An 11,531-nucleotide genomic window follows, 5' to 3' on the forward strand; every position below is an offset into this window, starting at 1 on the left:
TTGTCGGTCGCGCCGGACGGCGGATCAGGAGGCCTGGCGGACGGCGGTCTGGCTCAGGTGGTCGGCGATGCGGGCGGCGGCGTCGCGCCCTTCCTTGACCGCCCATACCACCAGCGAGGCCCCGCGCACGATGTCGCCGGCGGCGAACACCCCGGGCAGGCTGGTCATCATGGTCGCCGGATCGACCTCCAGCGTGCCCCAGCGCGACAGCGCCAGATCGGGGCAGCCGAACAGCTCGGGCAGGTTCTCCGGCTCGAAGCCCAGCGCCGAGATGACCAGATCCGCGGGCAGGGTGAACTGGCTGCCCTCGATGGGCTGCGGGGCCTGCCGGCCAGAGGCGTCGGCGACACCCAGGCGCATGCGCAGGGCGCGCACCGCCTTGGCCCGCTCGCTGCCTTCGTCGAGCACCGCTTCCGGGGCCGACAGCCAGACGAACTCGACCCCCTCGTCGATGGCGTTGGCCACCTCGCGCTGGCTGCCCGGCATGTTGGCCCGGTCGCGCCGGTACAGGCACTTGACGCTGTTGGCCCCCTGGCGGATGGCGGTGCGCAGGCAGTCCATGGCGGTGTCGCCGCCGCCGATCACCACCACATCCTTGCCGGCGGCGTTCAGGCGGCCGCTGTCGAACTCTTCCACGCTGTCGCCCAGGCTGACCCGGTTGGCGGCGATCAGGTAGGACAGCGCCGGCTCGACGCCGGGCAGGCCGGCCCCGGGCACGCTGAGCGCGCGGGCCTTGTAGACCCCGGTGGCGATGAGCACCGCGTCATGGCGCTGGCGCAGCTCGTCGAAGGAGACGGTGCGGCCGACATCGGTGTTCGGATGGAAGCGCACCCCGGCCTGCTCCAGCAGGTCGATGCGGCGCTCGACCACGTGCTTCTCCAGCTTGAAGCCGGGAATGCCATAGATCAAAAGGCCGCCCATGCGGTCGTGACGGTCGTAGACGTCGACCGCGAAACCCAGGGCGCGCAATTCCTCGGCGGCGGCCAGACCCCCCGGCCCGGCGCCGATGATGCCCACCGACTGGCCGCGTTCGGCGGCCGGGGTGCGCGGCTTCACCCAGCCCTTCTCCCAGGCGGTGTCGGTGATGTACTTTTCCACCGCGCCGATGGTCACCGTGCCGTGGCGCGACTGCTCGAGCACGCAGCTGCCCTCGCACAGGCGGTCCTGCGGGCAGATGCGGCCGCAGATTTCCGGCATGTTGTTGGTCGCCGAGGAAACCGCGTAGGCTTCCTCCAGGCGGTCGGCGGCGGTCAACATCAGCCAGTCGGGGATGTTGTTGCCCAGCGGACAGTGCAGCGAGCAGAACGGGATGCCGCACTGCTCGCAGCGCGAGGCTTGGTCGCCGGCGCCGTCGGGCGTGAAGCCGCGGCTGATCTCGGCGAAGTCACCGCGCCGTTCATCGGCCGGACGCTTGGCCGGTTGCTGCTGGGCGAGCCGGGTGAAGCTGAGCATCTTGCGCGGCATGGCGCTGTCCATCTCCTGGTTCCAACCCCCGCCGGTGGCGGAGGTGCTCCTTCTAGGTCGGCCCCCGCCGGGGGGCAGGGGCCGCTGGCTTGAAGGCATCGGTTGACGGTGAAGGGGCGCCTTTCATACGCCTGTCTGACCCTGATGGCAAAGGAAAACGCGACTAAGGTCAGTAATGCTGACCTTAAATTGGAGGCCTGCTTTGCCGCAGGCAGGTTGAGGGGCGCGTCGGTGGGGGTGTTAGGTCAGTGGCATTGACCTAATAGGTCTCTGGGAGGTTCCGCCGGAAGGTGCTATAACCCGCGCCATAATGGCATGCCTGGGGGATGGCCTGTGAGTTTGCTACAAATTGTGGTGCTTGCGGTGGTTCAGGGGATCACCGAGTTCCTGCCCATCAGCTCCTCCGGCCATCTCATCCTGGTGCCGGTGGCCTTCGACTGGCCGGATCAGGGGGTGCTGCTCGACGTGGCCGTGCACGTGGGCACCCTGGTCGCCGTGATGATCTACTTCTGGCGCGACGTGGGCGCCATGCTGGCCGGCCTGGGGCGCCTGCTGCGCGGCAAGTTCGATCCCGGGGCGCGGCTCGCCGCCATGGTCGTGCTCGGCACCCTGCCGGTGGTCGGGGCGGGGCTGGCCTTGAAGGACATGATCGGCGACGATCTGCGCTCCCTGACCGTGATCGGCTGGACCACCCTGGGCTTCGGCATCGCCCTGTGGCTGGCCGACCGCGCCGGCATGACCGTGCGCCGGGTCGACCACCTGACCTGGCGCGACGCCCTGCTCATCGGCCTCGCCCAGTGTCTGGCCCTGGTCCCCGGCACCAGCCGCGCCGGCATCACCATGACCGCCGCCCGGGTGCTGGGCTACGAACGGGCCGACAGCGCCCGCTTCTCCATGCTGCTGTCGATCCCCACCATCCTCGCCGCCGGCACCCTGGCCGGCCTCGAGGTCCAGGCCAGCGGCGACCTCCAACTGTCACACGACATGATCCTGGCCGGCGCCCTGTCCTGCCTCGTCGCCCTGGCCGCCATCGCCCTGATGATGGCCTGGCTGAAACACGCCGGCTTCACACCCTTCGTCCTCTACCGCATCGCCCTCGGCTCCCTCCTGCTGTGGATCGCCTACGCCGGCTGAGGACACAGTCGGGCGCCGGGAACAAAGGGGCGCTGCCCCTTTGAACCCCGCTGGGGAGGCCGGGAGGCCTCCCCAGACCCCACCATGAATCAAAACCCCACCGAGGGGGGCTTGCCCCCCTCGGTGGGGTTTTAAGTCACGGCGGGGGTCCGGGGGAGCCCCCTGGCTCCCCCGGCGGGGGTTCCAAGGGGGCGGCGCCCCCTTGGTTTCCGGCCGCCCGGCTGTGCCTCAGCCGGCGTTGGCGATCGCCTGATCGAGGTCGGCGACGATGTCTTCGACGGCTTCGATGCCGACCGACAGGCGGACCACGTCGGGGCCAGCGCCGGCGGCGATCTGGCCTTCTTCCGGCAGCTGGCGGTGGGTGGTCGAGGCCGGGTGGATGATCAGGCTGCGGGTATCGCCGATGTTGGCCAGGTGGCTGATCAGCTTGACCCCTTCGACCACCTTGACGCCGGCTTCGTAGCCGCCTTTCAGGCCGAAGGTGAACACCGCGCCGGCGCCCCGTGGCAGGTAGCGGCGGGCCAGGGCGTGGTAGGGGCTGTCGGCCAGTCCGGCGTAGGAGACCCAGGACACGGCGGCGTGGCGTTTCAGCCACTGGGCGACGGCCAGGGCGTTGTCGCTGTGGCGGGCCATGCGCAGGGGCAGGGTTTCGATGCCGGACAGGGTGAGGAAGGCGTTCATCGGCGACTGGGCGGCGCCCAGGTCACGCAGGCCGATGGCGTGGTTGAACATGGTCAGGGCGGCGGGGCCGAAGGTCTCGGTGAAGACCATGCCGTGGTAGTCGGGCACCGGGCGGGCCAGGCTGGGGAAGCGGTCGGGCTGGGCGGCGAAGTCGAACTTGCCGGAATCCACCGCCACGCCGCCCAGCGCCGTGCCCTGGCCGGAGAGGAACTTGGTGGTCGAGTGGACCACGATGTCGGCCCCGTGCTCGAAGGGGCGCAGCAGGTAGGGGGTGGCCAGGGTGTTGTCGACGATCAGCGGCACCGGGCCGGTGGGGTTGTCGTGGGCCGCCTCGGCGAGGGCGGCGAGGTCGAGCACGATGCCGCCCGGGTTGGCCAGCACCTCGACGAACACGGCCTTGGTCTTGGCGTCGATGGCCTCGGCGACCTTGGCCGGGTCGGTGGCGTCGACGAAGCGGGCCTCCCAGCCGAACTTCCGGATGGCGTTGCTGAACTGGTTGAGGCTGCCGCCGTACAGGCGGTTCGAGGCGACCACATTGTCGCCCGGGCCCATCAGCGCGAACAGGGTCATCAACTGGGCGGCATGACCGGAGGCGGTGCAGGTGGCGCCGGCGCCCCCTTCCAGCGCGGCGAGGCGCTGTTGCAGGGCCATCACCGTGGGGTTGGTCAGGCGCGAGTAGATGTAGCCGACCTTCTCCAGATTGAACAGGGCGGCGGCGTGGGCCGAATCCTCGAAGACATAGGAGGTGTTCTGATAGATCGGCGTCACCCGGGCGCCGGTGGCCGGATCGGCCGGGGTGCCGGCGTGAACGGCCTGGGTGGCAAAGGCATGGGTGCTCTCGGTCATGGGTCTCCCCTTCCTGAAGGTGATCGTGAGGGCTGGGTTGTGGTTGCTTTTCTTGGAGTGGTTCCGGCGTGGCGCGGTTGGCGCCTCTTGTAGAGTAGCGCCTTCGGCCCTGGGGCGCCGAATTCTACACCTAGAGCAAAGAGGGTTTCCCTTAAACTACTTTATTTTTATGTAAAAATACGGACCACTGGTGCTGGCCGATCGTGTCCGCGGTTGGCGTGGGGCGCGCCGCCGTGACCCGTCAGTATTCCAGCGGGGTGCCGTTGATCCAGTCGGGCTGGGGCCATTTGAGCAGGTCGTCGTAGAGGAAGTCGTAGGCGTACTTGTCCGGGTGGTCGGGATGGCAGACGAACAGGTAGCCGTGCTCCAGCATGAAGTGATCGAAGCGCTTGCGCACGGCGACCTCGCCGCCGGAGGCCTCATAAAAGGTGTCCATGAAGCGATCATCGCCGATGAGAAGGCTGATATCCTCGCCGAACACGCAGTGCAGTCCCCAGGTGCCGCTGGCATCGAAGGCAAGATGGGGCCAATCTTCCTTCCAAAGACCAATCAAATCCTCCAACCGGGCCGAACAGACGGCATGGAAATCACGAAACCTGCGGCCCTCGGGATCAGTGGGCATTTCGGGAGTCATCCAATCACGATTGGTTGCAACCACTCGTGTGATGCCGAGTTTTTTCCAGGTCCATATCAGCGGATCAAGGCTGCTGGCCTGGCCTGGTTGGGCCAATTGGGCGCATTCCGGGCAGGTCTTGGGAGACCAAGGTCCATCAGGACTTTCCGGTATGCCGGCAATGCGCCAGTTTGGGTTGACGAAAGGGCGCTTGCATTGCTCTATGCTCAGAAATCCTCCGTCATTAAACAAATGCCGACAGGTCGACAGATAGTCACGATTGAACTCCGCGATGTCGATCCGCCGGCAGACCATGGGGGAGTTCCTTACTCTGGGCAACGCACCTTGAAAGGGTGTGGCTCCCCATCGCCCGTTCAAGTTTTATCTCAACGGTAGGGGTGCTTTCCCCCTGCCCTCCTTTGCCGCTGGACTCCAGGCGCCAAGCCACCGAGGAACCATCTGGAAACTTGTAAAACTCCCCGTCGACACCTTTGATCGCCTTCACTCTTTCGACCTTGCCGCCGGCTGCGGCGACGATGTCGCGCAGGGTCTGCTTGGCTCCCTCGGCGCCGCCGCCGGAGGCCCAGACGTGGGTTCTGCCCTTGTCGTCCTCGCCGTCGATGGTCCGTCCCTTCAGAGCCTTTTCAAACACCGCGTCGCGAACGGTTGGGTCCACCGCGTTGTCGTAGCCCTCCCGTGTCTTCGGTGGCAGATCGTCCACGGCGCCGATGTCCACCGGCTTGATCGGCTTGTAGGTGAAGATGGTGTCCGACCAATGAGCTTCCTCGACCGGCCGGCCTTGGGGGCTGGGGTCGGGGAGGTCCACGGTGGCAGGATCGGCGATCAGGCCACCACCCGTGTCCGGCGGATCGGCCAGGAAGCCCTCAACGCGGGGTGGCGCGCCATCCGGCGGGGTCAAGGGCGGCCAGGCTGGGTGAGGAAAGGCCGGACTGCTCCCATGGCCGCCACATGGCGCACCTGGATCGATACCCCCGGCCGAGGTGCGGTCTGGGGGCGACGAGGTGTCGCGCGCCCGTTATTCGCCAGGGGCCTTGTCGCGGTCGAGGGCGCGCAGCAGGTGACGGGACGCCTCCAGGGCCGACTGACGCACCTCGTCGTATAAGGTCGGCTCCTTGCCCTTGTTGCGCTTGAAGATCGCCGGGTTGTCCCGCCACACATCGACGTAGAACAACTCGGCAATCATCAGGGGCAGCCCGTCCAGCGGGTAGGTCACCTCGTATGTCACTGTCGCGCGGCCATAGGTTCCATAGGTCCCCCAACTGCGACAAAAACCGCCGGGTGGTGCACCCTCCGGATTGCCATGCAGGGCCAACAACTCCTCCCCGGCCAGACCGGTGGCCTTGGTCAGAACGTCGCCCCAACCCATCCAGATATTGGGGCGCGCGTAGATGCGATTTCCCACGATGCGGATCGGTTCCGGGTGATGGATGCGCAAGTACTTGATCAACAGCCTCGTCGCTTCCGGGGTCAGCGGTTCGGCGATCTGCAAGGAGGACGAGCCGGTGCAAAAGGGGTGGTAGGGCATCCAGGTGGCGTTGAGCCACCAGTTGATGCCCAGAAAAAGAACCGTGGCTCCGGGCAGGGGAGCCACCAAAGCCAGTGCGACCACCGCCGGCCAAAGCCGGAGCCGCCGACGCCAGCCTGAGGCGATCCTGCCCCCCGGCCCACGGTTTCTTCCTGGCATGGGCGCTTAGTCCTGTGGCTCGAAACGGATGCGGGACTCGGCAACTTCGCCGTCTTTGACGGTCAGGGTACCCGTGACCCTGTATCGCCAAGGCGTGGAGGTCACTTCGAACACCTTGACACGTTCGGCGTTCTCCAGGGCCACGATGTGACCGCGACTGAGGTGGAAATCCCCCACGGCAACGCCCTGGGGAAACCACTCGCCCAACAAGCCTTTCTTCTTGAAGTCATAGTCATCTTCGTAGCGCTGGGTGACGGTCCCCGAGACGGTGATACGATTCTCTTGGCGTTTCAATTCCAGATCGCCAAGCCCGACGACCTTTCCATCACCGATCGCATTGTGCTGGTCGGTGGTGATTTGTCCCCAGCCGGACTGGAAACCGCCTTCCCATTTCATGCCCGTGATGGTGAAGGTATCACCCGGCTCGGATTGGGCAATCCAATCATTAATTTGCCCGTAATGGCTGTCGGCTTCAGCACGGCTGCCTTCCTTGGCGCCCAGCCAGTCCCGAAAGTGGCCGAGGGATTTTTCGATGCCCTCCTCGACCGGTGGGTGCTGCCTCACCCAGTCACCGTCAAGTTCGACGGACGAGCCATCTCCGTTCATGTAGTGATCGAGCAGCCGTGATGAGACATCCAGGCCATGCTGTTCGCCCATTTCCTTGAGTTTGCGAAGTGTGTCCAAGGTATCCTGTTGCTTCTCCTCTTGGCTCGTATGGCGCTTCCTGCCATGGCGAGCCCTCCGCCTTCTCTCGGGATCGCGCCAGTCGTTCTCTGCCGTGTCTGGGGTAGCCCGGTTGTTTTCTGCCTTCGGAGAGCCTTGGGATTCTCGATCTTGCGTGGCGTCGTTCGAGAGGCCGCTGGCGTTTTGGGGATTGCCCTCCATCAAGCGCCCCAGGAACCGAGGCTCGGGCATTTGAGCGGCGGTTGATGGCGCCTGGATGACCATTCCGGGGTCAAAGTCGGGCCGCAGGAGGGTGAGGGGCTGGGCGGGTTCGGCTTCGTGGCGCAGCACCCCGAGGGGGGTCTTTTCGGGCGGGGGGCCGCCGAGAAGCTTCACGGCGAGGTCGCGGTCGAGGCGGTCGAGGAGGGCCCAGGCGGTGAGGTTGGCGCGCCTGGGGTCGTGGCGGTTGAGGCGCAGAAACATGTCCTGCCAGACCGGCACCGAGTCCGGGTCGTCCGCGATCCCCTTGGCCGCCCAGTCGGGCAGGTCGCCGTCGTCCACGGTGCCCAGCAACGCCTCGACGGTCCGCTGGTTGGCCGCCGCCTGCTCGGCCGGCAGGGGGAGGAGTATCCTCTCCAGCCCCTCCAGGTCCAGCGCCGGCGGCTCGGTGACCAGATGGCCGTGCCCGGGTTCGGTCAGGGCGGTGTGGTGGCGGTCCACGTCGTCCGGGGTGGGCGGCGAGAAGGGGGCCAGCCGGGGGCCGATCTTGTTTTCCAGGGTTTTCACCGTGGGGCCGCCGGGATTGGCGAGACCGTCCACCTTCAGGCCGTTGTCCTGCTGGAAGGCGCGCAGGGCCTTGTCTTCCTTCTGGCCCCAGTAGCTGGTGGGGCCCTTGGTTCTGGAAAAGTCGAGATGGCCGGTATTGGCCAGCCCCACTTCCAGCTTGAGGGTGTCCTGGCGCTGGTTGCGCTGGGACGCGGGCGTGGCGCCGACCGGGGCATCGAGCTCGAACCAGTCGCTCTTGCCCGGGGCGAGCAGGTTCAGGGGGCGGCGTTTGGTGGGGGGACGCAAGGAAGTGGGATACATGGCGAGGTCTCCGCAGCCGTTCGAGCACAAAAAACCCCGCCGGGCGGCGGGGCCGGGCGGGGGTTGGGAACTGGGTCGCATGAAAAAACCCGAGGGGCGGCCATGCAGGCGCACGTCCCCCGGGTCGATGTTCTACGTGTATATGGTTTCCGGCCTCAGGTCAATGGTCCCATGAATAGGTTTTTGCGCCTATTCGGCGGCCGGTGAACCCGAGGACCTTACAGATACCACGCATACTCCCGGCTGAAGATGCCTTCCAGGAAGGCGGTGCGTTCGGCCCGCTTGGTGGCCACGTACATGTCCACGTAGTGGCGGCCCAGGTAGCGCGGGATGATCTCGGCGGCGGCCAGACGGCTGAGCGCCTGGTTCCACTCGAAGGGCAGGTCGGGGTCGCGCTCGGCGCCGCTGTTGCCCTTGCTCGGCGGGCCGGGGTCGAGACGCTCGCTGATCCCGTGATGGGCCCCGGCGAGCACCGCGGCGGCGGTCAGGTAGGGGTTGGCGTCGGCACCGGCCACCCGGTGCTCGATGCGCATCGCCTCGGCCGGCCCGCCGGGCACCCGGAAGGCGGCCGAGCGGTTGTCCAGCCCCCAGGTCGGCGCCACCGGCACATAGATGTTGGGCTGGAAGCGCCGGAAGCTGTTCAGTGACGGGGCGAACAGGGCCATCGCCTCGGCCATGGTCGCCTTCAGGCCGCCGACGGCGTGGCGCAACAGGTCGCTGGGCCGGCCGTCCTCGCCGGGGAACAGGTTCACTCCGGCGTCGTCGGTCAGGCTGAGGTGGACGTGCAGCCCGCTGCCCGAGCGGTCGAGCCACGGCTTGGCCATGAAGGTGGCCTCGAACCCATGCTTGGAGGCCACCGCCTTGACCGCCCGCTTGAGCAGGCCGGCGTGGTCGGCGGCGGTCAGGGCGCAGGGGACGTGGCGCAGGTTGAGCTCGAACTGGCCCGGGGCGTATTCCGAGGTGGCGGTGTAGGCGGGCAGGTGCTGGGCCAGACAGGCCCCTTCCAGGTCGCGCAGGAAGTCGCCGTAGGCATCCAACTCGGCCATGCCGTAAACCTGGGTGGCCCGGTCGCGCTGGCCGCTCAGGGGCGAGATGGGGGCCTGCGGAGCGCCATCGGCGGCCCGTTCGCGGTCGATCAGGTAGAATTCCAGCTCCAGCGCCATCACCGGGCGCAGGCCGTCGGCCCGCACCACGTCGGCCACCCCGGCCAGCACGCCGCGCGGGTCCTTTTCCTCGGGCCCGCCCTTGGCATCGAACATGGTCATCAGCACCTGGGCGCCGGGCACCTTGGCCCACGGGATGGGGGCCAGGGTGCCGGGCACCGGGAAGGCGTCGCCGTCCGGGTCGCCGTCGGAGAAGCCGTAGCCCAGCGGATCGTTGCTGTTGCCGGCGGCATCGAGCAGGTAGATCGAGCGCGGGATCTGCATGCCCGAGGTGAACAGCTTGGCTGCCTCGTGGCGCGGGAAACGTTTGCCGCGCACGATGCCGCACAGGTCGAACAGCAGGGCGTCCACGTACTCGATGTCGGGATGGGCCTTGAGGAAGGCATCCAGCTCGCTGGGGTCGGCTCTTTCGATCATTGTCGGGTCGCTTGGCTTTTCTTAAGGGAGGGGAAGGCTCAGGCGCGGCGGCGCTTGAGGTCCTTGAGGATCACCCGGGCGGCGTTGTGTCCGGGCAGCCCGGAGACGCCGCCCCCGGGGTGGGTGCCCGAGCCGGCCAGATAGAGGCCGGGCAGGGGGGTGCGGTGGTCGGCGTACCCCGGGGCGGGGCGCAGGCTGAACAACTGGTCCAGGTCGAGCTGGCCGTGGAAGATGTCGCCCCCGGTCAGCCCGAAGTCGCGCTCCAGGTCCTTGGGACTCAACACCTGGCGGCCGATCACCGCGTTGCGGAAGTTGGGGGCGTACTCGGTGACCGTGTCAAGGATCAGGTCGGCCACCTGCTCCTTCACGTCGTCCCAGTCGCGCCCCTCCGACAGGTCGGGGTGGAAGTGCTGGCAGAACAGGCTGGCCACGTGGCGCCCCGGCGGGGCCAGGCTGTCGTCGATGGTCGAGGGGATGTTCATCTCGATCACCGGGCGTTTGGCCCAGCCGCCGTGCTTGGCATTGTCGTAGGCGTCTTCCAGGTAGCGCAGCGACGGCGAGATGACCACCGAGGCGGTGTGATGCTCGGCCTGTGCGGTGCCCGGGCGGGCGGTGAAGTCGGGCAACTCGCCGAGCGCCACGTTCATGCGGAAGGTGCCCGAGCGGTTGCGGTAGCCGCCCATGTGGCGGCGGAAATCGGCCGGCAGCAGGGCCGGGTCGACCATGTCGAGGAACAGCGGCTGGGGATTGATGGCGGCGACCACGGCGCCCGCCTTGAGCACCGTGCCGTCGACCAGCACCACGCCCGAGGCGCGGCCCTTGTCGGTCAGGATCTCGCGCACCGGGCTGTCGGTGCGGATGGTGCCGCCGCGCTCGCCCACCGCCGCCGCCATGGCCTGGGCGATGGCGCCCATGCCGCCGCGGGCGTGGCCCCAGGCGCCGACCTTGCCGTTCACCTCGCCGAAGCTGTGGTGCAGCAGCACATAGGCCGAGCCCGGCGCGTAGGGGCTGGTCAGGCTGCCGACCACGCCGGCGTAACCGTAGAGGCCCTTGACCGGCGCCCCGTTCAGCCGCTTGTCGAGGAAATCCCCGGCCGAGCTGGTGAACAGTTCGGCCATCAGCGCCTGATCGGCGGTCGACAGGCGGCCCATCCGCCCGGCCGCCTTGAGCAGCCGCCACAGGTCGGCCGGCCCGCCGCCCAGGTTGGGGGGCGGGTCGAGCAGGAAGCGGCGCAGCACCTTGGCGCCGCGCGCAAGCTCTTCGGAGAAGCTTTCATAGGCCGCCCCGTCGCCGGGGGCGAAGCGCTCCAGTTCGGCCTTGGCGGCGGCCATGTCGCGGGCCAGGAACAGCGCGTCGCCGCCCGGCAGGGGCACGAAGCCGGCCGAGCTGCGCTCCATGATCTCAAGGCCGTGGCGGTGCAGCTCGAGGTCGGCGATGACCTTGGGGTGCAGCACGCTGACGCTGTAGCTGCACACCGAATTGCGAAAGCCCGGGTGGAATTCCTCGGTCAGGGTGGCGCCGCCGATCACCGAACGGGCCTCGACCACCGTCACCGACAGGCCGCCGGCCAGCAGATAGGCGGCCGTGGTCAGGCCGTTGTGGCCGGCCCCGATGACCAGGATATCGGTTTGGGTGGGGGCGGCGGGCATGGCGCTGGGGCTCCGGGACTGGTGATGGCCGCCGGTAGAGTGGGGCGTTGTGTCGTTTGCGTCAATTATCTTGCGTCAATTATATTGACCGCCCGGGTCGTCATGAGCCC

At 67.7% G+C, this 11,531-nt stretch carries 9 protein-coding genes; 1 reads left to right on the forward strand and 8 read right to left on the reverse strand.

The window, feature by feature from the left end; all coding sequences use genetic code 11:
- Nucleotides 1-24: 24 nt before the first annotated feature.
- A complete protein-coding gene (locus BLR95_RS02740; protein ID WP_092615276.1) occupies nt 25-1,464 on the reverse strand; it encodes an NAD(P)-dependent oxidoreductase in 1,440 nt (479 codons plus the stop codon).
- 333 nt (nt 1,465-1,797) lie between these two features.
- Between BLR95_RS02740 and BLR95_RS02745 the strand changes: the two genes are divergently transcribed.
- Nucleotides 1,798-2,598, forward strand: coding sequence for an undecaprenyl-diphosphate phosphatase (locus BLR95_RS02745; RefSeq protein ID WP_092614996.1), 801 nt, complete (start codon nt 1,798-1,800; stop codon nt 2,596-2,598).
- Nucleotides 2,599-2,826: 228 nt separating this feature from the next.
- On the opposite strand, the gene BLR95_RS02750 is transcribed toward BLR95_RS02745, so the two are convergent.
- The 7 genes from BLR95_RS02750 to BLR95_RS02780 form a co-directional block, all read right to left on the reverse strand.
- Nucleotides 2,827-4,125 carry an O-acetylhomoserine aminocarboxypropyltransferase gene (locus BLR95_RS02750; protein WP_092614999.1) on the reverse strand — a complete coding sequence of 433 codons (1,299 nt, stop codon included), beginning with the start codon at nt 4,123-4,125 and terminating at the stop codon, nt 2,827-2,829.
- Between the two features lie 241 nt (nt 4,126-4,366).
- Entirely contained in the window at nt 4,367-5,053 is a 687-nt protein-coding gene (locus tag BLR95_RS15675) for a hypothetical protein (RefSeq protein ID WP_176787553.1), read from the reverse strand.
- Nucleotides 5,013-5,657 (reverse strand): hypothetical protein, encoded by a 645-nt coding sequence (locus BLR95_RS02760; protein WP_092615005.1) that lies wholly within the window; start codon nt 5,655-5,657, stop codon nt 5,013-5,015. Before BLR95_RS02760 ends, BLR95_RS15675 begins: the two co-directional genes overlap by 41 nt.
- Nucleotides 5,658-5,774: 117 nt before the next feature.
- Entirely contained in the window at nt 5,775-6,443 is a 669-nt protein-coding gene (locus BLR95_RS02765) for a hypothetical protein (protein WP_143130918.1), read from the reverse strand.
- A 6-nt stretch (nt 6,444-6,449) separates the two neighbouring features.
- Nucleotides 6,450-8,192, reverse strand: coding sequence for a peptidoglycan-binding domain-containing protein (locus BLR95_RS02770; RefSeq protein ID WP_176787555.1), 1,743 nt, complete (start codon nt 8,190-8,192; stop codon nt 6,450-6,452).
- A gap of 218 nt (nt 8,193-8,410) precedes the next feature.
- Nucleotides 8,411-9,772 (reverse strand): glutamine synthetase family protein, encoded by a 1,362-nt coding sequence (locus tag BLR95_RS02775; protein ID WP_092615013.1) that lies wholly within the window; start codon nt 9,770-9,772, stop codon nt 8,411-8,413.
- A gap of 38 nt (nt 9,773-9,810) precedes the next feature.
- The gene (locus tag BLR95_RS02780; protein ID WP_092615016.1) at nt 9,811-11,421 is read right to left on the reverse strand and encodes a phytoene desaturase family protein; all 1,611 of its coding nucleotides are present in this window, start codon (nt 11,419-11,421) and stop codon (nt 9,811-9,813) included.
- Nucleotides 11,422-11,531 lie beyond the last annotated feature (110 nt).

This window comes from Roseospirillum parvum (genome assembly GCF_900100455.1).
GTDB lineage: Bacteria > Pseudomonadota > Alphaproteobacteria > Rhodospirillales > Rhodospirillaceae > Roseospirillum > Roseospirillum parvum.

Excerpts from the sequence above, each read along its gene's own strand:
- BLR95_RS02765 (WP_143130918.1), bottom strand. The coding sequence starts at position 6,443 with ATGCCAGGAAGAAACCGTGGGCCGGGGGGCAGGATCGCCTCAGGCTGG.
- BLR95_RS15675 (WP_176787553.1), bottom strand. The coding sequence starts at position 5,053 with ATGGTCTGCCGGCGGATCGACATCGCGGAGTTCAATCGTGACTATCTG.
- BLR95_RS02770 (WP_176787555.1), bottom strand. The coding sequence starts at position 8,192 with ATGTATCCCACTTCCTTGCGTCCCCCCACCAAACGCCGCCCCCTGAAC.
- BLR95_RS02750 (WP_092614999.1), bottom strand. The coding sequence starts at position 4,125 with ATGACCGAGAGCACCCATGCCTTTGCCACCCAGGCCGTTCACGCCGGC.
- BLR95_RS02775 (WP_092615013.1), bottom strand. The coding sequence starts at position 9,772 with ATGATCGAAAGAGCCGACCCCAGCGAGCTGGATGCCTTCCTCAAGGCC.
- BLR95_RS02740 (WP_092615276.1), bottom strand. The coding sequence starts at position 1,464 with ATGCCGCGCAAGATGCTCAGCTTCACCCGGCTCGCCCAGCAGCAACCG.
- BLR95_RS02780 (WP_092615016.1), bottom strand. The coding sequence starts at position 11,421 with ATGCCCGCCGCCCCCACCCAAACCGATATCCTGGTCATCGGGGCCGGC.